Here is a 24,382-nt window from a genome sequence, read left to right on the forward strand (position 1 = left end):
CCGTTAACCCTTTCTATTTAATCTTCGGCGTTCATGAACTATCTACCCACACTCGGTTTTGTTGCCGCTGGCGGCGCTATTGGCGCCTGCCTTCGATTCTTAATATCCGATTTTTGCGTACAACTATTTGGCAAAGGCTTTCCTTACGGTACCTTGACAGTCAACATTATCGGCTCATTTTGTATGGGTGCTATGTTCATCGCCCTGCAGCAAGCGCAGATATCTGATAGTCCATGGCGAGCCTTAATTTCAGTTGGGATGCTCGGAGCCCTCACCACATTTTCAACCTTCTCGATGGACAATCTTGCTCTGCTCCATCAAGGCGCCATACTCAAGCTTGTTGCTAACATCATATTGAACGTCATCTTATGTTTTGCTGCCGTTGCGGTTGGCTATTATCTATTTCAAAAACAGTAGCTGATAGCGATTCACTGGCGCTATGAAAAGGCTTAATTGCGCCCTTGAAAAAGAAGTGAGCCAGTAATATAACCTTCTGATTATTAATCAATAAAAGTCTAAGAATTGATTAACAAAGTAGCAACAACCTGTGGTTAGTTCATGTTTTTGAGGCAAATCCAATGCACAACTGAACCAAGCCGCTAAATTAAAGTCCATGGTACTAGCAGCTACCAACAACTGCCTGACATTAATTATCAGCCTTATCATAGTAAGGAGTTTATGATGGCAAGAAACTTAGCCACGCTGGTTATGGTCGTTACTAGCTTAAGCTTGAGCTTGGGACACGCCAATCTTTATGCCGCAGAACAAGGTGATACAAGCTTTGACCAACTCACGAAAGTCGAATCTAAGAAAGTTGATGAGCTATATCTGAAATCTGGCGCCGACTTTTCCCACTACGACACTCTAATGCTCAATGAAGCGGACGTTGCTTTTCGTAAAAACGCCTATCGCAATGACTACGCCACACGCGGTCAAATGAAACGCGGGATGGAAAGAGCATCGGTGAAGTTAAAAGCACTGTTTGATGAGTCTTTTCGCGAAGTCATTAGCGAAAAGGGCAACTACAAAATGACCGATCAGCCAGGCGACGATACCTTGCTATTAGAACCCAAGTTGATGAACGTCTACTTCGTTAATCTCGATGACATGTCGCGTGCAAGTAACGTCAAAGTCTACGCCGAGAGTGCTGGCGAGATGACCTTAGTGTTAGAACTCAAAGACTCGGTGACCGGCGAAATTCTTGCTCGAATTGTTGACCGCCAAGAAGCGACCGACTGGGGCCGTTTGGTTCGTCAGACCTCCGTCGATAACCATCAGCAATCGAAGCGAATGATCAAGCGTTGGGCCAGTCAACTAAACGATGGCTTGATGGAATCAGCCACTCGACAACCCTAGCCAATAATAATGACAAAGCCCCCATAGTTTGGGGGCTTTGTTTATCATTGTTTCCCCCTCAGAACGAGGTGCGCTTGTAGTGACGATATTCTGGTTGCCAGAACCAGTAATCAACACTTTCTCTCAGTACTTCATCATCAGTTTGCACTGCGACACCATCGGCCATTGCCGCTTGGCCAACAGCAAATGCAATATGGCGGCTGACCTGCTGAATTTCTTCTAGTGGCGGCAATAGTGAGCCCTCACCATCACGCGCCAACGGCGAGCACTCAGCCAGCGCACGACTCGAAGCCATCAGCATATTGTCGGTCACACGTTTTGCCTGAACTGCCAACACCCCCAATCCAATGCCGGGGAAGATGTAGCTATTGTTGCACTGGGCGATTTCAAACAGCTGGCCATCATAAGGTACTGGTGCAAATGGCGAACCTGTGGCCACTAAAGCTCGCCCTTCGGTCCAATTAATGACATCGACAGGGCGCGCTTCTACTCGGCTGGTCGGGTTCGAAAGTGGCATGACAATTGGTCGAGGGCAATGCTTTGCCATTGTTTCAATCACTTGTTGAGTGAACAATCCTGGCGCCCCAGAAACACCGATGAGTACGGTTGGTTTGCCATTCTCAACCACATCCAATAGCGACACCATGGTTGGATCAACCGGCCAGTCGGATACTTTACTCTTGGCCTGCACAAGTGCCTGTTGGAAAGGCAATAAATTGGCCATGTCGTCGGTCAGTAAGCCCCAACGGTCGACCATGTAGACTTGTGAGCGCGCTTGTTCGTCACTGATACCTTCCGCCACCATTTGAGCAATAATGGCCTCGGCAATACCACAGCCCGCAGAGCCAGCTCCGAGGAAACAAATGGTCTGTTCTTTTAATGCACTGCCAGCAGCATTACAAGCTGCCAACAGCGAACCAACCGTCACTGCAGCGGTGCCTTGAATATCGTCATTGAAGCAACAGATATCATCCTTATAGCGTTGCAACAACGGCATCGCATTGTTTTGGGCAAAGTCCTCGAATTGCACTAAGGCATCCGGCCAACGGACCTTGACTGCGGCAATAAATTTATCAACAAATTCAGTATATTCCTCACCACTAATTCGCTCATGTCGCCAGCCCAGATACATAGGATCATCGAGTCGCTGACGATTATTGGTGCCTACATCTAATACCATTGGCAACGTATAAGCAGGGCTGATGCCGCCACAAGCGGTGTACAAAGAAAGTTTACCGATGGGAATTCCCATCCCACCAATCCCCTGATCGCCAAGACCAAGGATCCGCTCACCATCAGTGACGACAATGACCTTGACGTTATGGCGCGTGGCATTATTGAGGATATCGTCAATCCGATCACGGTCAGGGTAGGAAATAAACAAGCCCCTCGCCCGGCGGTAAATACTGGAAAACATCTCGCATGCATGACCCACCGTCGGAGTGTAAATGATCGGCATCATTTCACTAATGTGAGCGCTGACTAAGCGATAGAATAAGGTTTCATTAGTGTCTTGAATGTTGCGCAAGTAGATATGCTTGTCGATATCAGATTCAAAGGCTGCAAACTGCTGATAAGCGCGCTGCGCTTGCTCCTCAATCGATTCAATCGCCTGAGGTAGCAAACCTTCCAAATTAAAGTCTCGGCGCTCTTGCTCACTAAAAGCGCTGCCCTTATTGAGTAACGATGTTTCTAATAGAACAGGTCCGGCGTAGGGAAGGTACAACGGGCGTTTATTATCATGCATAACAATTCTTCGTCTGTAATCTTGTGGGTTGGCACATTGGAGTTTGAAGTGCCCAATTATTGTTGCATAAAAGCTCCGTTAAAGGTGAAAGCAGTCAAATTATTCACACTTATTCACTCACCTAACAAAGTGAGATCAGCCGCACATCTATGACCCAAAGACGTATTGTTTTTGTAAACAGAGCGATTCAACCGAGATCTATTAGTGATCTAGATCACATTAAATGTTTTTTTCTTGAACTTTAACATTTAACCAACAGCTCAGTGGCAAACACCAACGACAACCGATAGTGGCCAAACTTCTCGCTACCAATTTCATCGCCAACAGTGCAATCAGCTGTTTGTGAACAGCCCAAAGTAGATGAATAAACAACGCGTTAACAAGAATAAAATATTCATAAAAATTCACCTCAATTGCTTTTAACAGCACCCTTGAAGGATATTCAAGCCCAACGCAGCAATAGATTGCGCCAACTTTTGAAATAACCTTTGGGATTACGCAGAAAATGAATAATTATGCAAAGCTATCACCACTCGCGTTAGCAGTACTCAGCGCGTTCAGCGTCGCAACCATAACGCCAGAAGCTTATGCCGACGAAGCGCAAGCCGATGACCTTGAACGCATTTCGATCACTGGATCACGAATCAAACGCACTGACATGGAGACTGCCAGCCCAGTCAGCATCATTAGTGCCGAAGATATCGAAATCGGCAGCTTCACATCAGTTGATCAAATCCTGCAGCAAAACCCCGCTTCCAACGGTATGGCGACTGGTGCTGCAAGTAACAATGGCGGCAATGGTGCTGCCCGCATTAACCTCCGCGGCTTGGGAGAGCAGCGCACTTTGGTTCTGGTCAATGGCCGCCGTATGGTCAACTCCGGCATTGGCGCTGACTCATCGGTAGATCTCAATACCATCCCTGTAGCATCCATCGAGCGGATCGAAATTCTAAAAGACGGTGCATCCGCGGTATATGGCTCTGATGCCATCGCCGGCGTCGTGAACATCATTACCAAGAAAGATTTTGAAGGTGCAGAATTCTCCGTGGGCTATGCCGGTTCAGGCGACGGCGATGCCAACACCGGTGAAGTGAGTTTGATCACCGGCGGTAGCAGCGATAAAGGCAATTTTATGTTCGGCCTCAGCTATGTTGACCGTGGCGAAGCCATGCAAGGTGATCGAAACTTTTCGAAATGTCCGGATAACGACTTTGATGACAATGGCGTTTGTCAAAGCGGCAGTTCACGCATTCCCGGCGGCACTGTTAATGATGGCACCGGATGGAAACAGCTGGATGAGAACGGTGAATGGGTCGATCAGTATGAGTACTACAACTACGCCGAAGAGTCGTACCTGTATACACCGCAAGAGCGTATCTCGCTATTTGCCAACGGCACCTATGAAATAAACTCAGACTTGTCGATGTTCATGGAAAGCATGTACACCAAGCGCACGTCCAATCAGCAAATGGCACCAGAGCCAATTGATGGCTTGATCATCGGCGCCGATGCGCCGGGTAATCCATTTGGTACCGACGTTGAATATCGCCGCCGGATGACCGAAGTCGGCAACCGCGAATACAACCAAACCACCGACACCATCCGTATTGTTGCGGGCTTACAGGGCTACGTTGATTTTGCCGGCGGATTGGATTGGGACTTGTCTTACATCTACGGCCGTAATGATTCCACTGACAAACGCAGCAATTACGTCAACTTGAAAAAAGTTGGTGAGACCGTTGATCCATCAGTATGCGAAAACGATCCGGATATCCCATGTGGCGATTGGTTCGTGCCTGAAGGTGAATTGTCGCAGGACGTTGTGGATTACATTAGCTACACCGATCAAGCCAGCGGTGGTAACGAAATGAACGTTGTTAACTTCAATGTTTCTGGCGAAGCTTGGGAAATGCCAGCCGGCACCGTAGGCTTTGCTTCGGGCATTGAATATCGTCGTGAGAAAGGTTGGTATCAACCCGATGCCGTCACGGTCGCAGGCGATGGCAGTGCCTCACAACAAGATCCAACCTCAGGTCACTACGATACCACTCAAGTCTATACTGAGTTTGCGATCCCACTACTGGCAGACAAACCCTTCGTCGAAGAGCTAACTGCGGAAGTCGCGGCACGTTACTTTGACTACAGCACCTTCGGTTCGGACATGACTTGGAAAGTTGGTTTGACTTGGCGAGTGAATCCAGAGTTGATGTTCCGCGGTGTTGCCTCAACCGCATTCCGGGCGCCAACCGTTGATGAATTGTATGGTGGTAAAGTTGGCTCATTTGATTATCTGGCCGATCCATGTAGCGGCTATGGTAGCTTGAATCCAGATTCTGCCACTTATCAGAACTGTGACGCAGAAATCGGCAACACTGATTATGTTTACAACGATTCTCAGATCGAGAACACTTGGATCACGTCTGAAGATCTAGGACCAGAAGAAGCCGACACTTACACCTTGGGTGTGGTTTATAGCCCTGAATTCCTAGACGGTTTCTCGGCGACATTGGACTACTTCCAAACGGAAGTGACCGATGCCATCAGCCGTATCGATACCCAGTCTTACCTAAACAGCTGCTACGGCGGCAATGCGTCAGCGTGTGATGTGTTAGGCGTAGAACGCTCAAGCTTTTCGGGTGAAATCGACTACATGGAATCGCCGCTGACTAACGTTGGTAAAATGGAAACGTCTGGATTCGATTTGAACATGACCTACGCCTTTGAAGGTCTTGGCTTAGATTGGAGCACCACTCTTGATTCCAGCCATTTGTTGGAATACAAGCAAGACGGCATTGACTATACAGGTAAGATCAGTGGTCTAAACGGTGGTTGGGCTGAATGGAAGAACAATCTGACCTTGAAAGTTGGCAGCGATGATTGGGATGCATCTTGGCGCTATCGTTACATCAGTGGCATGACAGACGATTACTACCAAGAAGCCTATGGCTTAACGAAAGAAGTCGGTTCAGTGTCGTACCATGATGCTTCGGGCCGCTACCATATCAACGATACTTGGTCTGTTTCTGCAGGTATTGACAACGTGTTCGACAAGAAACCGCCGTACTTGTATTCGTACAGCGATGCCAACACAGTGCCAGAAATTTATGATGTGATGGGCCGTTACTACCACGCCAAACTCACCGCACGGTTCTAAATACCCAAGCAATTGAGTATGTTGCCAGCCACCGCAGTGGCTGGCTTTTTTGTTTCTGGTTTTGGTCCTTAATCAGACTCGACCACTTTGGTACAAGACCTGAACATCTAACGCGCCGAGCATGGTCTGATAATCCATACCGCTGTCCAGCACAAATTGCGTGAGCAAGCTCTTGCAGGCGGCAATCAGCTCATCGGGATTCCAAGTTTTTTCAAAGTAACGATCGACCCCGGCGTCGTTGATGGCATCAATGGTATCTTGATGACTCGCCAAACCGGTCAGCAATATTTTGCGGGTGAAACGATAACGGCTGTCAGAAGCAATTTCGGTTAGCATATCGACACCGCTTCGGCCGGGCATGACATGGTCTGAAATCACCAAGCCGATACTGCTGCCCTCTTCATCGAGTTCTTCCATTAAACTCAAGCATTCATCTGCCGATTCACACTCTTCAATATTGAACCATTGCTCTAACGGCTGTAGATCCCGCACCACGGCATCGAGCACTTCCCGTTGGTCATCAACGCATATGATATTAATCTTTTCCATCGCGCTCTCTTATCGGTAGAGTGACCGAGAAGGTGGTTTTCCCGGGAACACTGTTCAGCACTATTCGACCGTTATAGCTATCCACCAGTCGCATTACAATTGATAGCCCCAACCCCAGACCGAATTGTAAGCCATTCTTTTTAGTCGTGAAGTTGGGTTGAAAAATCTTGTCCTGGAGCTCTTCAGGGATCCCTGGGCCGGTGTCGGAGATTTTGATTTTCACTGCATCTTTAAGCACCCGCGTGCTCACCCGAATTGAGGGAGAAGAAGTCGCCGCTTGCTCCATGGCATCGCAAGCGTTTTTGATAATATTGACCCAGATTTGAATCAGCTCGGTGAGATTACCGTAAATGGCCGGTAACTCCCTCAGTTGGGTATCGAGTTGCACCGCTCGAAGATTACTTTTCAGCAGTGATAACGCTTGTTCGATGGAGTCAATCACGCACACTCCTTCGCCGCGTTCAAAGCTACCGCCGCCGAGAATTTTAACTGACTTAACAATGCCGGTCGCATGCTTGGCAGCCACCTGCATGTCGTGAAAATCAACGCCCAATTGCCAAAATTGAGCAACCTCTTCCAAATTCTTAATGACGTTTTGATCCAGCACGCTGGCATCATCCATCGACGAGGCCATTTTGGCCAACAGCTTGGCAGTTTCTTTGTTGATGTTGAGCTTGCGGGCAAATTCTCTGGTGCGTTGGCGCACCTCCAAACTATTGAGACGTTGGCCTTCGTCGAGACCATTCTTAAAAAAGGCAAACTTCTTCGGTTCGCGTTCCTTTAAGATATCTTCAATAAACTCGCTAATGTACTCACTTTTGCGAGCCAAAACGCCAATCGAGTTATTCAACTCATGCGCCAAACCAGCCGACAGCTGACCTAAGGTCGACATTTTCTCGGCTTGTAGCAAGCGTTTCTGGGTTCGTTGCCGTTCAAGCGCAGCATGGCTAGATCTTAATTGCCGGGTGATCAGAGCATTGACGATCACCGGGTTAAATTGTTCAATCAATGAACCATATTGGTATTCGTCTTCCGCCGGCGTAGATAGCTCAATGTAGGCCATTGAACACTCAGTTTCGGCAACCACTTTAGAGTAGCTCCGATGGCTGCGCCCAAAGAAGCTTTGCAAACCAATAAACATGTCAGGTCCAGAGCGAAAAATCTCCACGGGTTCACCGTCAATACTCTGAAAACCGACAATGGTTCCCTCAAGAATCAAATACAGCTTGTCGTTGAACTCGCCTTGCTCGAGCAAGGTTTTGCCTTTCTTTAGGGTAAAATGGCGCTCCAGCCTACCGAAATAAACTTGCTTAATACGCTGGTATGCTGGGCTATCGACCAGCTCAGAATCGAACATCTATTTGTATCCTAAACATTTATTAAGCACAAACCATCGGCAATTATGTCAACTCTAGTAGAGTCTTGGGTAATCACCCTGTGATGGATCAATTTGTCGAAATAGAATTACTGGCAAAGCAATGGAATTCTGTCACGATCACGAAAAAGGCCAACGATATCGTTGGCCCCTCAACATCACCTAACCTAGTCAAACGTTAGGGCACATGCTTACCGCGAGCGGCGAACAACAAATCATACCAATGCTCTCGGCTCAGAGTGACACGTTCAACATCCGCACATGCGCGAATCCGATCGGAGTTTACAGTACCAATCACAGGCTGAATCTGAGCAGGATGACGAGTCAGAAAAGCCAGCACAATGGCTTCGCGACTGACCTGATAAAGACCTGCATAGTGCGCCACCTTGGCCGCGGTTTGATGAATATGATCCGGTTGACCATCTAAGTTTCGGCCAGAAAACAAGCCCTGTGACATACTGCCCCACGCTTGCAATTGAATGCCGTGGGTTTGGCAATATTCGATGGTGCCTGATGGGAAATTGATATTGCTCCCCTCGGGGTTGGCAACCAAAATACCATCCTCAACCCAACCCAAGTTAGTTAGGCTCATTTCAAGTTGATTGGCAATCAACGGCTCTGGCAGGTGGCGTTGTAAAAACTCCATCTGCTGACCACTCATGTTAGATACACCGAAGTAACGCACCTTGCCTTGACTGGACAGCTGTTCAAACGCCCGAACCACTTCCTCAGTTGCCATCAACGGGTCAGGACGATGCAACATGAGCGTATCGAGATACTCGGTTTGAAGCCGCTGTAGAATGTTATCAACGCTCTGGATAATCCATTGCTCGGAAAAGTCGTAGCGGTTAGGTCCTTGCTCGTCACCAAAGCGAATGCCGCATTTGGATTGCAGAATCAGTTTTTCCCGAAGCTCTGGACGCTCAGCCAAAACTCGCCCAAATACTTTTTCAGCCTTGCCTGTACGGTAGATATCAGCATGGTCAATATGGTTAATGCCAACGTCGAGCAAGGTATCGACAACTTGATGTGCTAGCCTCACATCATTGTCGTTAATATCTTCGCCATGCCACTCGCCGCCAAGGCCCATACAGCCATAGGAAAGCCGGCTGACATCCGGAAAATATTTGTCTAAAGGTAGCCTTATCATTTGAATCTCTTGTGGTAATTAGTGTTGGACTCTGATCGAGCCGGGATAAGTATATACCCAATCCGGCTGCGATGAACTTCATCGACCGGTCGCTGTCCAATTAAATCTCAAGCCAAACCAAAGTGGTTTGCTGTTGTTGTTATAGAATCACAGGTAGCCGGCATGAAAAACACTAAGTTATCGAGACGTCATTTTGTCACCGCGGCCAGCGGCATGGCCTTCGTTGCAGGGTTTGGTGCGCCAGCAGTTGCTTTGGCTGCCACCACCAAGGCATCCAACAATTGCCGCCAATTGGCATTAACTCATATCCACACTGGTGAATCAGCGACGCTGGTTTATTTTGAAAACGGCCATTACTTAGACGAGGGAGTTGCTGAAATTAGTCACTTATTACGAGACTTTCGCACCAATGAAACACTCGCGATGGACCGTTCGGTTTTAGATCAGCTTTACTTGCTCAACAGTCAGTTGGGTTTCGCTAAGCCGATGGAAATCATTGGCGGCTATCGCTCGCCAAAAACCAATGAAAAGCTGCGCCAAGAAGGCCGAGGCGTAGCCAAAAAAAGTTACCACATGAAAGGTCAGGCAATCGATGTTGCTTTTCCCGGCGTGGCGATAGCAAACGTTAGAAAGGCGGCTATCAGTATGAAAGCCGGTGGCGTCGGCTACTACCCCAAAAGCGGTTTTATCCACCTCGACTCGGGCCCAGTCAGAAGCTGGGGTTAGCTATCCAAATTTGGCGTGTCCTAGCTGGCACGCCAAGAATTGAGCACTTGCCGCAACTGCGACAACACCGAAGCCATCCATTGTGAATCTGGCTCGACACAATTGCTGCCAACTACGCCACGATAAAAAGTCACCAAAAAGTCAGCCGCTTGCCAAACAGCGAGGGATGACTGCGCCTGGCCTTTGTCCACCGAGCGTTGCAATACGCTGATAAAGCTTTGTTTCAATTGCTTATTGGCTCGTGCAGTGAGCGCCGCAACATCTTCGTATTCAGGAGAAACTTCTCGCGATGCCTCAAACACAAAACAGCTCAAGCGATCGGGTTGCTCGGCCAAGTAATTCATGGTGTCGGCAAAGAAAGTTTCGATAGCACCAATATCATCACTTTCAAGCAATGGCTTGATCGCAGGTTCAAACATGGTGCGGATGTAAAGCTCCACAGCCTGCCGGTAAAGCTGACGCTTTTCGCCGAAGGCGTTGTAGATACTGTAACGTTTTAGTTGAAGGTGTGATTCCAGATCATCCAAAGACGTCGCTTTGAACCCTTGTCGCCAAAAAAGATTCATTGCAACTGTCAATTTTTCTTCTGAATCAAAGGTTTTTGGCCGCGCCATAGCGCCTCCTCAAAGGTCAAGGCCGATAACGTTAACAATTGAGCAACACAGACTCAAGGCAAATAGGAATTATTTACATATGTTTACAGAATAGAACCGTACCGTTTTTTCCCCAAGCAATAAACTTGCGCCATAAAAAAGCCGCATGAACATGCGGCTTTCAAAACAAACCTCGGTATGGATCTCTAGCTGCGGCTCAGATAGTTACCTTCACCAATCCATTTATAGGTCGTCAGCTCAGTCAAACCCATTGGGCCTCGCGCATGCAGCTTCTGGGTCGAAACAGCCACTTCAGCGCCTAAACCGAATTGCGAGCCGTCAGTGAAACGAGTTGAGGCATTGACGTAAACAGCAGCAGAGTTCACTGCCCCAACGAAAGCGTTGGCACTGGCAAGTGACTCGGTCAAAATCGCATCTGAATGCTGGGTTGAGTGCTCTCGGATATGATCAACGGCTACATCTAAATCATCGACAACCCGAACAGATAGCACCAGCGATAGCCATTCTTGGTCGAAATCATCGCCACCAGCAGGGGCTTGGGCGATGGAGTGGTTAGCCAGAATTGCCGAGCTCGCCTCATCAAGTCTTAACTCAACACCACTTGCAGCCAATCGATCGGCCACTTTTGGTAGGAGCTGGTCGGCAATCGCTTGGTGAACCAACAAGGTGTCCAGGGCATTACAAACACTTGGGCGCTGAACCTTGGCATTTTCAATAATGTCAACAGCAGCGGCTTGTTGTGCTGACTCATCGACGAAAATGTGGCAAATACCAATACCACCGGTGATCACCGGAATGGTTGACTGCTCGATACACAGCTGGTGTAACCCTTTGCCGCCACGAGGGATAATCATATCGACGTAGCGATCCAGTTTCAGCAACTGCGCCACTAGCGCCCGATCAGGATCGTTAATCGATTGAATGGCATTGCCATCAATACCATGTTGTTCCAGCGCTTGCTGGATAATGGCAGTCAGTGCTTTGTTCGAGTGAGTGGTTTCTTTGCCACCGCGCAAGATACACGCATTGCCGGTCTTCAGACTCAATGCGGCGACATCAATGGTGACGTTGGGGCGAGCTTCGTAGATGACTCCTAAAACTCCGACAGGCACACGGCGTTTACGCAAGCGCAAGCCATTTTCCAGTACCTTCGCATCAAATTCTTCACCAACCGGATCCGCTAAGTGAGCAACCATTCTGACATCTGCCGCGATCGCCGCCAAACGTTCTTCAGTCAGTAGCAAGCGGTCCAGCAAGGCGTCGGTCAAGCCATTGCTTTTGCCCTGTTCAATATCTTTGCTATTGGCCGCCAGGATGGTTTCACTTTGCTGTTCCAATAAGTCTGCAAGGCACAGCAATGCGCCATTTTTGGCATTACTCGACAAGCCCGCTAATTGATAACTGGCTTTTCTGGCAGCCAGTCCCATTGCATTTAAATCAGTCATCTTGGTTCCATCAATTCAGTGCTATACAACAATTAATTCATCACGATGTATGGCTACAGTGCCGTATTCGTAGCCCAGTAGTTCAGCAATCTGCTCTGAGTGCTGACGCTTAATTTTGTCTAAATCAGCAGCGCTATAGCGGCTAATACCGCGAGCAACAATGACGCCGTCTTCGGTCAATACTCGTACCGTATCGCCACGAACAAACTGGCCATCCACCCGCAAAATACCTTTCGGCAATAAGCTACTACCCCGCTGCCGCAATGCTTTAACAGCTCCGGAATCAACCACCACATCGCCATCTGGTGCTGGCCCTGCCAGAATCCAACGTTTGCGACTAGCTGATAAGTTGGTGGTTGCAGGGAAACGGGTACCAACTCGTTGGCCTTGCCATAATTGAGTAATAACTTCGGGCTGATGACCGGCTGCTATCACCACATCGACACCGCCATGACGAGCCACATCGGCCGCTTGCAGCTTTGTTGCCATGCCGCCCGTACCCAGGCCAGTGACACTACCACCGGCAATTTGGCGCAGCGTGTCATCAATATGCTGCACTTCATCAATCAGTTGGGCATCGGGATTTGAGCGCGGATCGGCGTTAAACAAACCCGGCTGATCGGTCAATAACATCAACAAATCAGCTTCTGCCAACACCGACACTAGCGCAGATAAGTTGTCGTTATCACCGACTTTGATTTCTTGCGTCGCAACGGCGTCATTTTCGTTGACTAGCGGCACGATGCGTTGTTCCAGCAGCGCATTGACGGTATCTCTGGCGTTGAGAAAACGTTCTCTGTCTTCGACATCTGCGCGGGTTAGCAACATTTGGCCGACGTGAATACCGTACAGCTGAAACAATTGCTCCCATACTCGAATCAGCTGACTTTGGCCGACTGCAGCCAACAACTGTTTGCTAGCAACGGTGGCGGGTAAATCCGGAAACCCAAGGTGTTCTCTGCCTGCGGCTATCGCACCAGACGTGCAAACAATGATGTCACACCCTTGTCGATGCAATGACGCCAACTGCCGAACCAGCTCAACCATGTGGGCTTTATCGAGTCGAGTACTGCCACCAGTCAGTACACTAGTGCCAAGTTTGACGACAATACGACGATATTTGCTTGCAGAGTTAGTCATTGCTGGAATTTTAAAGGGCCGTTAGATTAATTTTGGGCCAGCCAGAATAGGGGATGGCGGTTTTTCAGGCAAGTATTAATCGGGGTCGATATCACAGCACAAAACCCGTGCGCCACTACCGCTGCGAAAATAGATAGACAGCGTTTGGCACATTGAACCATCTGAAATGGACAAATACGGGGACGAGATGTGCATTCGGTCTTGCGCTTCCATGGCTTTGCGGAAATACCCTCGGCGGCCCCAGTCGCTGCTACTGGTTTGGGCTAACGGCGATTGTGATCGAGCCACTTTATTGCTGTTAACGACACCGATCTGACGACCCTGTTCATTCAAAATGAAGCAACGTCGTACCGAACTTAAGCGTAATAACGAGCGCGCTGAGCGTTCTAAGGTCTGACCATTTCGAACACCAAGCACGGTTTGCTGAATGTGGTGCTGAAAGTTATCAAACAATCGTCGACGACGTTCACAATCACGGCGCCAAGCACGCTGCGATTGCACCGACAGATTCGACATTTGCAACCTAAGATCTTCTTGATTGGGCAGTTCCTGGCGCGGATAGCCAAACAAATAACCCTGCCCCATATCGACGCCGGCATTGGAGATCAACATCGCTTGATCAACCGTTTCAATCCCCTCTGCCAGTACCAGAGCACCGCTTTGATGTACTAAATTTACCAGACCCGGCAACATTTGCTGGATTGTAGTTTCACTTGCGGCGCGAAGCACCATGTTGCGATCAAGCTTGACGATGTCAGGCAACAAGGTCCAAATTCGCTCAAAGTTAGAATGTCCGGCACCAAAATCATCAATAGCCACCTTACAGCCCAGCGCTCGGTAGCGGCCAACGGCATCAACCAACCCTTGAGGATCATAACTGGCCTGCTCAGTCAGTTCGATCACTACGCGTCCTGGATGGACCCCCGCCCATGCCAAAGCTGCGGCCAGATCGGCTGCATCATCCGGTTGTGAGATGAGCTGCGGTGATAAGTTGATGAACAGCCAACCCACTTGCTCCGCAACGGGCTGAAATGACGCAATGTGCAGTAACCGAGAGAGTCTCTCAAGGAGGGTTAGTTCAAGATCAGAGGAAGCGGTTTCAGTAAACAATTGCGCTGGCATCACAGTTACACCGTGAACATCCTCACCACGAAGCAATGCTTCAACGCCAACGGTGCTTTGATGGGAGTAACTAACAATAGGCTGCAGCAAGGAAAAAAGGGACAGATCTTTGAACGAGGCAAACCAGCGACCATCTACTTGAGAGAGTCGTGAGGCCAATAACTCGACATTGCGACGCGCCAGCGCATCCACCTGAGGGGCTCCCCCTTGTGGTCCTGAAGCAGAGACACCAGCGCTACGTAACTTTAAATTCTTTACTAAATCCATGCGGCAATTCGCTTAGCACATTTGTTAGATTGCGCAAGTAAGTGACCACACTTTTACACATTGCTAACAAATAAAAAACCCTTTTGAGTGAATAAAACAGAATAAACTCAATCAGTTTGTGGGGGATTTCAAATAAATATGCAGCCAAGAAAAAGGCTGATAAAAGCTACAGAAGGCGCTTTGCCAGCCATTTCGCGGCAGTTACGAACGCTGTATCGATGGATGAGGCAAAGGTTGGTCTTTTCAGGCGAACAAGTTCACCTTGGACCGAGCTTGAAGCAATTAATTGGGCATCAGTCATGGTGCCATATTCGTCATTGGGGTGGGCTATCGCCAGCATAGGGACCGAGGTCCGTCGCGAGCCAAGCAAGCCTTGACGGCGCAAAGAAAAATTGGCCACAGTCGCCATCATTAGTTCAGGATAAGCAGCATCTAGCCCGAGGCGAGAGGCCCATTGGTCGAGCAACATTTGTGGAACCCGTGATGCCAGTTGCTTGTCCACCATGGCTTCGTGAACCGGCGAACCAATGGCAACGACACCCGCGAGCAGATCGGGCTCTAGATATGCCGCTCTGACCGCTGCATGGCCACCGGCTCTCATCCCCATCATGGCGATTTTATGGCGATTAATCCACGGATTGTCTTGAATGTGATGAAGTACTTGCAAATGCAGAGCACAGGTATCTTGGTCAAGTTTCCAGTGTTCGGCATAACCAACCCCTGGCATATCGACGCCAAGCACAGCGATACCAAGCGGTCCAAGATAGTCCCTGAATACCCGAAAATAGTCTGACTGCAGGGCATCGCCGCCACCAGCCATAATCACCAGCGGTACCGGCTCGTCGGTTTTAGGAAGATGCAAATAGCACTGCAGTTCATGGCCTTGATACGGCACTTTAATGATCTGCAGCGGATCATTCATCAGCTGACCAGCATATCGGTAGGCTTGATTGGCCAGCACGTGCGCATCCTCTGCCAACACGTCACCGCGTAAGTGAGGATAACCAGCGATGGTGTAAAACAAGCAGGATTGGAGGAAGTGTTTACGGGCGACGTCGCGCTCACCGGCTGCGCTTGCCGCTTTGCCGTCGTGCATTCTCAACGCTCCCTCTTGCGACCATTCATAGTTCCAGTTGCCCGGTCGATAACCGATGACGGTGTCGATGAGGTCTTCATGGGTGCGTTTATTAGTAGAGACAGCAATGCGCGCTTGTACTTCCTGCAAAAGCAGTGGGTCAAGTCCTTGCCAAGCCCACTTGAACACCTGCATACGGCGATACCAGCCGGACTGAACAGGACGTTGTCCGGCTTGACTATTGGCAACCGAGGATGTTTCCGAGGCCTGCTTACGTTGCATGCCTTTGACAGCACCTGAGCCATCATCTTTCATATCCGGTTGCCAAGTCACGATACAAACTCCGTTTTGTTAGTCGATCTTATCGCTTTTACACAATGGGTCGCTGTAGTTCAGTTGCATGTCCCAAGGCAGCTCAATCCAAGTGTCTTGAGCGACATCGGCGACATATTCGTCAACCAAATCGCGCCCTTGTGGTTTAGCATAGACAGTAATGAACTTCGCTTTCGGATACATCTCACGAATTTTCTTCGCCGTGTTACCCGTGTCGACCAAGTCATCAACGACCAGCATTCCTTCACCGTCACCTTCAGCAGCACTGAGCACTTTGAGTTGTTTTTGCTGCTCATTGTGAACGTAACTAGTGATACACACTGTCTGAACCAAGCGCAGATTAAGTTCCCGCGCCAGAATGCTTGATGGCACCAGGCCGCCTCGACTGACGGCAATAATCCCCTTCCATTGGGAGGCTGGCAGTTGACGCCGAGCCAATTCACGAGTGGCGCGATGCAATTCTTCCCACGACACAAAAAATTGTTTGCTACTAGCAAATCCCATAGTGGATTCCTCTACGATCAGTGACCGAATACAATCATTTTAAGAACGAACAACGCGGCCAGAATCCATACTGCAATGGACACATCTTTGGCCCGACCGCTGAATAATTTGATAACAGCATAGCTAACAAAACCCAGCGCGATGCCATTAGCAATGGAATAAGTGAGCGGCATCATAATCGCAACAACGGCGGCTGGTGCTGCCTCTGAAATATCATCCCAACTGACTTTAGTGAGGCCAGATAGCATCAGTACGGCAACGTAGAACAACGCACCCGCCGTTGCATAAGCTGGCACCATACCCGCCAACGGCGCAAAGAATAGTGACAATAAGAACAAGCCACCGACCACAACAGCAGTCAAACCAGTACGACCACCTTCAGCCACACCAGCGCCACTTTCAATGTATGAGGTGGTGCTGGAAGTACCTAATACCGAACCTGCAACAGTCGCTGTAGAGTCAGCTAACAAGGCCTTGCGCAGACGAGGTAAGTTACCTTTGTCATCTAACAAATTACCACGCTGAGCAACAGCCATTAAGGTACCCGCAGTATCGAACAAATCGACAAACAAAAACGCGAAGATCACGCTGATCATAGCGACATCAAAGGCACCGGCAATATCCAGTTGCATGAAGGTTGGCGATGGATCAGGAGGCAACGAGAAGATACCGCCGTATGGCTGCAAACCTAACAACACTGAAAGCAGCGTAACGAATAAGATAGCGATCATCACACCGCCTTTAACACGGCGATATTCTAGGCCAACAATCATGAAGAAGCCGAGGACTGCCAACAGCACCGATGGTGATGTGATATCCCCCAAACCGACCAAAGTCGCGTCGTGGTTAACAACGATGCCAGCACTTTGCAGCGCGATGAAGCCCAAGAACAGGCCGATACCTGCACCAATACCAATACGCAACGGCTGTGGGATGGCATCAATAATCCACTCTCTGACCTTGAACACGCTCAGCAAAATAAAGCAGATACCCGATAAGAACACCGCACCCAGTGCGACCTGCCAGGTGTATCCCATGCCCAACACCACGCCGTAGGTGAAGAAGGCATTCAAGCCCATACCCGGCGCTTGCGCGATGGGGTAATTTGCATACAAGCCCATGATCAAACAGCCGATCGCTGCAGCCAAACAGGTGGCAACAAACACCGCACCTTGATCCATGCCAGCGGCAGAAAGGATATTCGGGTTAACAAAAATAATGTAGGCCATTGTCAGGTATGTGGTGATACCGGCAATGACTTCAGTGCGCACGTCGGTACCATGCGCTTTCAGTTGGAACAGTTTTTCTAACATGTTGTGATCCTGTTGAAATCCTTTTCGCATTGCTTGCAAGTGATTGAAAGGCGCTAAGGATAACGACCTGAAAAAAATTGCCAATCCCCGCTCGCCATTGTTTTGATTTGCATCAGTAGCGAATAGTTTGCAGCGGGACTCAGATCAGTGTAGCCGGTTGACCAACAAATCCTTGGTAATTCACGAATATTGGTCAGAATCCTGCATTTCGAGCGACCTATGAATGGTCCAACGGGTATTCTAGCCGGCCGCGTGTGACAGGCGGACTTGTTGGATTAATAACTATTCGTTTGGATGAACCCAATGACTCAATCACTTTGCAAGCCATTTTTATACAGTAGCTTCGTGGGGCTAATTGCAGGATTTAGCTGTTTAGCCTTCAATGCCAACTTGGTGTTCGCTGGATTATTGATTACGGTCGCATTGTTGCTGCTGGCATTGGGCCTGCAGCAAACAAAGCACCTCAGTAGCATTAGCTTTACGGTATTTATCTTTGCCGCCGTTAGCGCGGCCATGTTCTTTCCACAACACTTCACCCATATTGGCGACTTCAACCTTAAGCAACTGATTGTGCCTTTACTGATGATCATTATGTTCGGCATGGGTTGCTCGATGAGTTGGCGCGATTTTTCCGAGGTAGTGAAAGCACCAAAAGCGGTATTCATCGGCTTAATCTGTCAGTTTTCATTGATGCCGATTATTGGCGTAAGCCTGGCTTTGTTGTCAGATTTACCACCCGAAATTGCTGCTGGTATAGTCTTGGTTGGTTGCTCACCGAGCGGTCTAGCTTCCAATGTAATGGCCTTTATTTCGGGTGCAAATCTAGCGTTATCATTAACTCTGACTGCAGTTGCAACGCTACTCGCGCCGCTGATGACGCCGTTGTTGATGGATTTGTTAGCCGATCAATTTGTCGCCATTGACCCAATTGCTATGTTGCTAAGTATCATGAAGATGGTGATATTGCCCATCATCGCTGGGGTATTAGTCAATCACTTCTTCAAGAGCAACATTAAGCTGATCAATAAAGTGATGCCTTTTGTCTCGATGGCCGGCATTGCACTCATTATCACCGTAATCACTGCAGCAGGCAGAGACGCCTTGCTCACCATCGGTGCGACCTTGGTGGTGGTCGTCATCATTCACAATGTCAGCGGCTATTTGCTTGGCTATGGACTGGCCAAAGTAGCAGGTTTAGATGAGAAATCAGCTCGGACAATTTCCTTTGAAGTGGGAATGCAGAACTCGGGGCTGGCATCAGGGTTAGCACTGACGATGGATAAAGTAGCCACTATGGGCTTGGCTCCAGCAGTGTTCGGACCGTTTATGAATATATCCGGTTCGGGCCTAGCCGCTTGGTGGCGTAAATCCAATGAACGAACCGATCAGTCATCGGTCAAGCAATAAATTCGATTTCCTAACGCTCGGTAAAACGCCCCTACTGTCCACAATAGATGACAGGATCTAGCCGCCGATGTATAGCGTATGCATTGGCGGCAGCTAAAAGGATCCATAAACTACGTCGCTATTATAATGATCAAACTACCGAAGCTTCAGGAGCATCCATTGGCCGATTTATCATCATTACAACCAGCACCGCTGTGGCAGTTCTTTCAAACCATCTGCAGCATTCCGCATCCGTCAAAACATGAGGAAGCACTGGCCACTTGGATTTGTCAGTGGGCCACCGAGCAACAACTCGACTGGCAACGTGATACCGTCGGCAACGTCATTATTCGCAAACCACCTTCTGCCGGATGTGAGCACTTACAAACCACTGTACTGCAAGCCCACATTGATATGGTGCCGCAAAAAGGCGTCACCAGCCGTCACAACTTTGAAATCGATCCAATTGAAACCATCATTGATGGCGACTGGTTGAAAGCAAATGACACCACCTTGGGATCGGACAACGGCATTGGCATGGCTTCATGCCTGGCGGTATTAGCGTCTGACGACTTGGCCCATGGCCCGATTGAAGTGCTGCTAACAATTGATGAAGAAGCGGGTATGACCGGCGCCTTTGGCCTCGAAGCTGGCCTGCTTAGCGGCAGCATTTTAATCAACACCGACTCCGAACAAGAAGGTGAAATCTACATGGGCTGCGCGGGCGGTATTGATGCCAACATCAAGCTAGCGATTGAGCGCCAAGCAGCGAAGTTGCCGGTTGCCGCCACCATCACTATCGGCGGTCTACGGGGTGGACATTCCGGTGTTGATATCCATCTAGGTCGAGGCAATGCCAACAAACTGTTAGCACGCACCCTACTGCAATTACAGCATCAACAAGCTATCGAGTTAGTCTCGTTTGATGGCGGTTCGCTGCGCAACGCGATTCCTCGTGATGCCAAAGCTGTCATCCGTTGCGCCGACTTAGCCGTATTGGCTGAGCAAGTGGCGATTTTGCAATCTTGCTATCGCAATGAGTTGTCCGTTTCAGAGCCTAATCTAACACTCACTGTTGAGGCCTCTGACAACCAGCAGCAAGTACTCACTAACGCCAGCCAGCAAACCTTTGTGCAAGCCATGGTAGCAACGGTTAATGGTGTCATGGCGATGAGTCAACAGATCGATGGCGTCACCGAAACTTCGAGCAACTTAGGCGTCGTCACCACCGCAGATGACCATATCAATGTGCTGTGTTTGATTCGCTCATTAATCGATAGTGCTCGCTTACACACTGAGCAAGCCATCGCCAGCTGCTGGCAACTTGCCGGTGCGACGGTGGAGATGAGCGGCTGTTACCCTGGCTGGGCACCAAATCCAGAGTCGCCAGTAATGGCGCTAGTCGACAAGGTTTACCGGGCAAACTTTAGTGATGAGCCTAAAATCATGGTGATCCATGCTGGCTTAGAATGCGGTTTGTTCAAAAATGCTTACCCAGATATGGATATGGTCTCTATCGGCCCAACGATTAAGTTCCCGCATTCACCTGATGAGAAAGTGCAAATCAGTAGTGTGGGTAACTACTGGACGCTACTGACCGAAATCCTCAAATCTATCCCAGCGAAATAATCCACGTGACTCACTTCTGCCAAGATTCAAGGCGGAAGTGAGTGCTCCCCCTCCTCCGAGCTAGCCGCTGGACTAGCCATCAAAGGGTAAAGCCAGCTGCGCTTGGGCGGTAGACCGCAAGCCAACTGAAATACCGACTAGTCGAATTCCCATGCCTTGGCCACGCTGATAAGCCTCAGCCAGCAAATCCATTAAGAAGTCTCGGCTCACTGCCGATTGCTTGTGCTCAACTGTCGTCTGGCGAAAGTCAGCAAACTTCAGCTTGATGCCACAACGATCAATACGATGTGCCACATCGGCATTGTCGATACGGCGCAATAGGTCAGGCAGCAACTGATCAACGACTTCCTGACAAGCGGTTTCTGAGGTTAAATCTTCAGCCAGAGTAGTCTCAACCCCCACCGATTTGCGAGTTCGCTCTGTCATCACCGGTCGTTCATCGCGGCCATGACAGCGCTCATAAAGCGATACGCCGAATTTACCGAATTGTTTGATGAGTGATTCAAGGGCAACGGCTTGTATATCAGCAGCAGTTCGCAAATTGAGGCGGTGTAAACGCTCCAACGTGGCCTTACCCACGCCGGGTATTTTTTCTAGCGGCATCTGGCGAACAAAATCGTCCACTTGCTGTGGCGCGATAACAAACTGACCATTGGGTTTATTTAGATCACTGGCGACTTTAGCGAGAAATTTATTGGGAGCCACGCCTGCCGATGCAGTCAAACCGGTGTGTTGATAAATCTCAGCGCGAATTTGTTCCGCCAGTAAACTGGCGCTACCACGCAGCAAGCGATTGCCGGAGACATCAAGATAAGCTTCGTCTAGAGATAGTGGTTCGATGTGCTTGGTGTAGCGCTGAAAAATGCTGTGAACTTGCTTTGAAACTTCTTTGTAGAGGCTCATGCGGCCCGGCACGACTTTTAGATCTGGACAAAGTCTCAGGGCCTGAGAAGTCGCCATGGCCGAACGTACCCCATAGCGACGGGCAATATAGTTACAAGTGGCAATGACGCCTCGCCGATCCGAAGCGCCACCAACAGCAATGGGCAAATTACGCAACGCTGGCTGCTCTCGCATCTCTACCGCAGCAAAGAAGCAGTCCATATCGATGTGAATAATTTTTCGTTGCAACTCGGTACTCATGGCTAATACTGTATACTTAAACAGTGGTTTAAGCCAACAGTATCAGCACCGAGTTAACGAGAAAAACGGCTCTTGTTTTGACTTGGGTTGGCCTCTGGCTGGTTGCGTTCCAGTTTCAGCGAGCGCCGTTGCCACCAGCGTTTTGCCACTACCTGGAGATCGGCACTGCGATCACTTTCATCCATGATCTCCAAACCAAATAAGGTTTCAACCATGTCCTCTTGGGTGACAATGCCCTCGGTTTGACCGTACTCATCAATCACCAGCAAAATATGGCTACGTTCCTGAATACACAAATCAAACGCGTAGGCTAAGGTGGTCGTTTCGATCACAGCTTTAATGTCGCGCCGAAACTCGGCAAGCGTGCGGTGCCCTTCATCATTGGCTTTCGCCTCCAGCAAGTCCATCCGCATGACAAAACCAGTAACATGCTCTTTATCGTCAAGATAAACAGGAATACGGGAAAACTGTTTTTTGTCTTGTTGCTGTAGAAATTCATCAATGGTTTGCGACTCATCGGCCGAAAACACCACTACCCGCGGCGTCATCACATCGCGCACTTTAGTTTCTTTAAATTGCAGCAAATTTAACAGGATCTTGGCTTCATCAGAGGCAATGTGCCCTTCTTGCTCACTCACTTCAGCCATGACCGCGAATTCACTTCGGCTCAGGCCTTGTTGCGGTTTATGACTGCTCATTAGGCCAGTGATGGCATCCGACATCTTGATGAAGGGATACAGCAAAATAATCATGTAGTGCAAGCTGTAAGCAGTAACGCCAGCGAGCTTCTGCCAATACTGCGCGCCCAGGGTTTTCGGAATAATTTCAGAAAAAACCAAGATCAAGAACGTTAACACAGCCGAGAATATACCCAGTGAGGCACTACCAAACACTTCCGCAGCTTGCGCTCCGGCGCCAGCTGCACCTATGGTGTGAGCAATGGTATTGAGGGTCAAAATCGCTGCGAGTGGCGCGTTAATGTTGTCTTTTAAGCGCCGCAGAATTTGTCCGCTGCGGGCGCCTTGCTTCTCTTTCAAAGCAATGAAAGGAGCGCTCAGGCTAAGTAAAACCGCTTCAAATACGGAACATAGAAACGAGACCAGAATGGCCAAAAGGACAAATACGATCAGTAGTGTCATTAGCTAGTTGCTTGCCTCCACAGTAGCAAAGCAGAAAGTAAAAAATGGACCGATATAATAGCTGAGACTATCACAGCAAGATATTAGTTCGCGATCTTTCGCAGCAACTTCGATGCCTGTTGCTGCTACTTATGGGGGTTGTGCTCAGACTCGAGCAGCCCAATAAAGCCACCGCCGTTGTATACCTTGCTAAACCCCGCTTGCTCGAGCTGTTGCTCAGCAATACCGCTGCGTCGGCCGCTACGACAATATACGACGATACTGGTGTCGGGGCCCAATTGATGATGCTTAGCACCTGCGACAATCAGCTCATAGGGAATATTGATGGCTCCAGCTAAATGTCCTTGCTGAAACTCTTCGCTGGTACGAACATCAATCAGCACCGCGCCCTCAGTCACCTGCTGCCAAGCAACAGCCGGATCTTTCGTTGCTATGGTTTGCGCCGTTGCTGTGCCGAGCCAAAGCAGCGTCACGACAGTGGCGTTCAGTCGACCAAAGTAAGAAAAACGTTTTAACATCAGTGCATCTCCTGATAACAGCATGTCCGCAAACAAAAATTTTGAAGGTTGTCTGCGCCTTTGCTGAAATACTTCGTATAATTCCTCAAGCACCAAATATACCGAAAACAACAATTGATTGTGTTAGCTTTTTTGCAACACAAAGTAACAAGAAAAGCCGCGAGATATTTATAGGAGAAACCATGAAAAAGATTTCAATCGGCCTGGCTTTATCGGCCTTGGTTTTCGTGTTGCCGGCAACTGCTGGCGATGTTGCAAAGGGTAAAACCATTGCCGAAACCGTTTGTATGGCGTGCCACAACCCAGCGACAGGTGAAGGCAATATGGATATTTACCCAAATTTGGGCGGGCAAAAAGAAACCTACTTGGTCTCTTCAATCAAAGCCTACAAAGATGGACAGCGCACTGGCCCGATGGCGGGGATTATGAAAGGCATGGTGGCCAACCTATCTGATGAAGATATTGCTAACGTATCAGCCTACTTTGCGTCATTGAAGTAGTAAGCATCCGCTCTAAGAACAACCGAAGGCGAGCGCAATGCTCGCCTTTTTGGTGGTGCCAATAGTGTGGCACAGCTTCCATTCACTGAAACTTGTTCTAACGCAAAGCGATTGAACTGACACTGATTTTTCATACCAGTGTTTTTGCTCCAAACAGTTAGATTCGACTAATCTTGTTGCAAGCTAGGTAAAGCAGT

The 24,382-nt window shown here is 49.0% G+C and carries 21 protein-coding genes; 7 read left to right on the forward strand and 14 right to left on the reverse strand.

The genetic code is table 11. The features are described from left to right. The first annotated feature begins 33 nt into the window (after nt 1-33). Both crcB and CBE68_RS07150 read left to right on the forward strand, forming a co-directional pair. Nucleotides 34-417, forward strand: a complete 384-nt coding sequence (gene crcB, locus CBE68_RS07145) for a fluoride efflux transporter CrcB (RefSeq protein ID WP_087505387.1) — start codon at nt 34-36, stop codon at nt 415-417. A 264-nt stretch (nt 418-681) separates the two neighbouring features. After that, nucleotides 682-1,356: a DUF3313 family protein gene (locus tag CBE68_RS07150; RefSeq protein WP_158100521.1), complete on the forward strand. Its 675-nt coding sequence runs from the start codon at nt 682-684 to the stop codon at nt 1,354-1,356. Between the two features lie 58 nt (nt 1,357-1,414). On the opposite strand, the gene CBE68_RS07155 is transcribed toward CBE68_RS07150, so the two are convergent. Continuing rightward, nucleotides 1,415-3,103 carry an NAD-dependent malic enzyme gene (locus CBE68_RS07155; protein ID WP_087505389.1) on the reverse strand — a complete coding sequence of 563 codons (1,689 nt, stop codon included), beginning with the start codon at nt 3,101-3,103 and terminating at the stop codon, nt 1,415-1,417. A gap of 505 nt (nt 3,104-3,608) precedes the next feature. Between CBE68_RS07155 and CBE68_RS07165 the strand changes: the two genes are divergently transcribed. After that, complete coding sequence (locus CBE68_RS07165; protein WP_087505391.1) at nt 3,609-6,257, forward strand: TonB-dependent receptor; 2,649 nt, start codon at nt 3,609-3,611, stop codon at nt 6,255-6,257. A 72-nt stretch (nt 6,258-6,329) separates the two neighbouring features. Here the strand turns inward: CBE68_RS07165 and CBE68_RS07170 are convergent, their stop codons facing one another. The 3 genes from CBE68_RS07170 to CBE68_RS07180 all read right to left on the reverse strand — a co-directional run bounded on the left by CBE68_RS07170 (nt 6,330) and on the right by CBE68_RS07180 (nt 9,331). Beyond that, the gene (locus CBE68_RS07170; RefSeq protein WP_087505392.1) at nt 6,330-6,806 is read right to left on the reverse strand and encodes a response regulator; all 477 of its coding nucleotides are present in this window, start codon (nt 6,804-6,806) and stop codon (nt 6,330-6,332) included. After that, a complete protein-coding gene (locus CBE68_RS07175; protein ID WP_087505393.1) occupies nt 6,793-8,163 on the reverse strand; it encodes an ATP-binding protein in 1,371 nt (456 codons plus the stop codon). The genes CBE68_RS07170 and CBE68_RS07175 overlap by 14 nt, the downstream gene beginning before the upstream one ends. 196 nt (nt 8,164-8,359) lie before the next feature. Then, nucleotides 8,360-9,331 carry an aldo/keto reductase gene (locus CBE68_RS07180; RefSeq protein WP_087505394.1) on the reverse strand — a complete coding sequence of 324 codons (972 nt, stop codon included), beginning with the start codon at nt 9,329-9,331 and terminating at the stop codon, nt 8,360-8,362. A 162-nt stretch (nt 9,332-9,493) separates the two neighbouring features. On the opposite strand from CBE68_RS07180, the gene CBE68_RS07185 reads away from it, so the two are divergent. Beyond that, nucleotides 9,494-10,057: a DUF882 domain-containing protein gene (locus CBE68_RS07185; protein ID WP_087505395.1), complete on the forward strand. Its 564-nt coding sequence runs from the start codon at nt 9,494-9,496 to the stop codon at nt 10,055-10,057. Between the two features lie 20 nt (nt 10,058-10,077). Here CBE68_RS07185 and CBE68_RS07190 read toward each other — a convergent pair whose 3' ends face one another. The 7 genes from CBE68_RS07190 to CBE68_RS07220 all read right to left on the reverse strand — a co-directional run bounded on the left by CBE68_RS07190 (nt 10,078) and on the right by CBE68_RS07220 (nt 17,870). Beyond that, complete coding sequence (locus CBE68_RS07190) at nt 10,078-10,671, reverse strand: TetR/AcrR family transcriptional regulator (protein ID WP_087505396.1); 594 nt, start codon at nt 10,669-10,671, stop codon at nt 10,078-10,080. A gap of 185 nt (nt 10,672-10,856) precedes the next feature. Beyond that, a complete protein-coding gene (locus tag CBE68_RS07195; protein WP_087505397.1) occupies nt 10,857-12,116 on the reverse strand; it encodes a glutamate-5-semialdehyde dehydrogenase in 1,260 nt (419 codons plus the stop codon). 21 nt (nt 12,117-12,137) lie between these two features. Continuing rightward, entirely contained in the window at nt 12,138-13,256 is a 1,119-nt protein-coding gene (proB, locus tag CBE68_RS07200) for a glutamate 5-kinase (protein WP_087505398.1), read from the reverse strand. A gap of 75 nt (nt 13,257-13,331) precedes the next feature. After that, nucleotides 13,332-14,645 (reverse strand): sensor domain-containing phosphodiesterase, encoded by a 1,314-nt coding sequence (locus tag CBE68_RS07205; RefSeq protein ID WP_087505399.1) that lies wholly within the window; start codon nt 14,643-14,645, stop codon nt 13,332-13,334. A gap of 166 nt (nt 14,646-14,811) precedes the next feature. Continuing rightward, a complete protein-coding gene (locus tag CBE68_RS07210; protein ID WP_143824504.1) occupies nt 14,812-16,053 on the reverse strand; it encodes an alpha/beta hydrolase in 1,242 nt (413 codons plus the stop codon). 18 nt (nt 16,054-16,071) lie between these two features. Beyond that, nucleotides 16,072-16,557 (reverse strand): xanthine phosphoribosyltransferase, encoded by a 486-nt coding sequence (gene gpt / locus CBE68_RS07215; protein WP_087505401.1) that lies wholly within the window; start codon nt 16,555-16,557, stop codon nt 16,072-16,074. Between the two features lie 17 nt (nt 16,558-16,574). Further along, nucleotides 16,575-17,870: an NCS2 family permease gene (locus CBE68_RS07220; protein ID WP_087505509.1), complete on the reverse strand. Its 1,296-nt coding sequence runs from the start codon at nt 17,868-17,870 to the stop codon at nt 16,575-16,577. A 303-nt stretch (nt 17,871-18,173) separates the two neighbouring features. On the opposite strand from CBE68_RS07220, the gene CBE68_RS07225 reads away from it, so the two are divergent. Together CBE68_RS07225 and CBE68_RS07230 are read left to right on the forward strand one after the other, a co-directional pair. Next, nucleotides 18,174-19,277: a bile acid:sodium symporter family protein gene (locus CBE68_RS07225; protein ID WP_087505510.1), complete on the forward strand. Its 1,104-nt coding sequence runs from the start codon at nt 18,174-18,176 to the stop codon at nt 19,275-19,277. A 159-nt stretch (nt 19,278-19,436) separates the two neighbouring features. Next, nucleotides 19,437-20,885, forward strand: coding sequence for an aminoacyl-histidine dipeptidase (locus CBE68_RS07230; RefSeq protein WP_087505511.1), 1,449 nt, complete (start codon nt 19,437-19,439; stop codon nt 20,883-20,885). A 72-nt stretch (nt 20,886-20,957) separates the two neighbouring features. Here the strand turns inward: CBE68_RS07230 and dinB are convergent, their stop codons facing one another. From dinB to CBE68_RS07245, 3 genes are all read right to left on the reverse strand, one after another. Continuing rightward, nucleotides 20,958-22,028: a DNA polymerase IV gene (dinB, locus tag CBE68_RS07235; protein WP_087505402.1), complete on the reverse strand. Its 1,071-nt coding sequence runs from the start codon at nt 22,026-22,028 to the stop codon at nt 20,958-20,960. Between the two features lie 53 nt (nt 22,029-22,081). Then, entirely contained in the window at nt 22,082-23,167 is a 1,086-nt protein-coding gene (locus tag CBE68_RS07240; RefSeq protein ID WP_087505403.1) for a CNNM domain-containing protein, read from the reverse strand. 125 nt (nt 23,168-23,292) lie between these two features. After that, a complete protein-coding gene (locus CBE68_RS07245; protein WP_158100522.1) occupies nt 23,293-23,685 on the reverse strand; it encodes a rhodanese-like domain-containing protein in 393 nt (130 codons plus the stop codon). Between the two features lie 182 nt (nt 23,686-23,867). On the opposite strand from CBE68_RS07245, the gene CBE68_RS07250 reads away from it, so the two are divergent. Next, entirely contained in the window at nt 23,868-24,185 is a 318-nt protein-coding gene (locus CBE68_RS07250; RefSeq protein ID WP_087505405.1) for a c-type cytochrome, read from the forward strand. The last annotated feature ends 197 nt before the right edge of the window (nt 24,186-24,382 follow it).

It is taken from the genome of Neiella marina, from assembly GCF_002165625.1.
GTDB lineage: Bacteria > Pseudomonadota > Gammaproteobacteria > Enterobacterales > Neiellaceae > Neiella > Neiella marina.

Coding starts and splice junctions, on each gene's coding strand:
- crcB (WP_087505387.1), top strand. CDS start 34: ATGAACTATCTACCCACACTCGGTTTTGTTGCCGCTGGCGGCGCTATT.
- CBE68_RS07150 (WP_158100521.1), top strand. CDS start 682: ATGGCAAGAAACTTAGCCACGCTGGTTATGGTCGTTACTAGCTTAAGC.
- CBE68_RS07155 (WP_087505389.1), bottom strand. CDS start 3,103: ATGCATGATAATAAACGCCCGTTGTACCTTCCCTACGCCGGACCTGTT.
- CBE68_RS07165 (WP_087505391.1), top strand. CDS start 3,609: ATGAATAATTATGCAAAGCTATCACCACTCGCGTTAGCAGTACTCAGC.
- CBE68_RS07170 (WP_087505392.1), bottom strand. CDS start 6,806: ATGGAAAAGATTAATATCATATGCGTTGATGACCAACGGGAAGTGCTC.
- CBE68_RS07175 (WP_087505393.1), bottom strand. CDS start 8,163: ATGTTCGATTCTGAGCTGGTCGATAGCCCAGCATACCAGCGTATTAAG.
- CBE68_RS07180 (WP_087505394.1), bottom strand. CDS start 9,331: ATGATAAGGCTACCTTTAGACAAATATTTTCCGGATGTCAGCCGGCTT.
- CBE68_RS07185 (WP_087505395.1), top strand. CDS start 9,494: ATGAAAAACACTAAGTTATCGAGACGTCATTTTGTCACCGCGGCCAGC.
- CBE68_RS07190 (WP_087505396.1), bottom strand. CDS start 10,671: ATGGCGCGGCCAAAAACCTTTGATTCAGAAGAAAAATTGACAGTTGCA.
- CBE68_RS07195 (WP_087505397.1), bottom strand. CDS start 12,116: ATGACTGATTTAAATGCAATGGGACTGGCTGCCAGAAAAGCCAGTTAT.
- proB (WP_087505398.1), bottom strand. CDS start 13,256: ATGACTAACTCTGCAAGCAAATATCGTCGTATTGTCGTCAAACTTGGC.
- CBE68_RS07205 (WP_087505399.1), bottom strand. CDS start 14,645: ATGGATTTAGTAAAGAATTTAAAGTTACGTAGCGCTGGTGTCTCTGCT.
- gpt (WP_087505401.1), bottom strand. CDS start 16,557: ATGGGATTTGCTAGTAGCAAACAATTTTTTGTGTCGTGGGAAGAATTG.
- CBE68_RS07220 (WP_087505509.1), bottom strand. CDS start 17,870: ATGTTAGAAAAACTGTTCCAACTGAAAGCGCATGGTACCGACGTGCGC.
- CBE68_RS07225 (WP_087505510.1), top strand. CDS start 18,174: ATGACTCAATCACTTTGCAAGCCATTTTTATACAGTAGCTTCGTGGGG.
- dinB (WP_087505402.1), bottom strand. CDS start 22,028: ATGAGTACCGAGTTGCAACGAAAAATTATTCACATCGATATGGACTGC.
- CBE68_RS07240 (WP_087505403.1), bottom strand. CDS start 23,167: ATGACACTACTGATCGTATTTGTCCTTTTGGCCATTCTGGTCTCGTTT.
- CBE68_RS07245 (WP_158100522.1), bottom strand. CDS start 23,685: ATGTTAAAACGTTTTTCTTACTTTGGTCGACTGAACGCCACTGTCGTG.
- CBE68_RS07250 (WP_087505405.1), top strand. CDS start 23,868: ATGAAAAAGATTTCAATCGGCCTGGCTTTATCGGCCTTGGTTTTCGTG.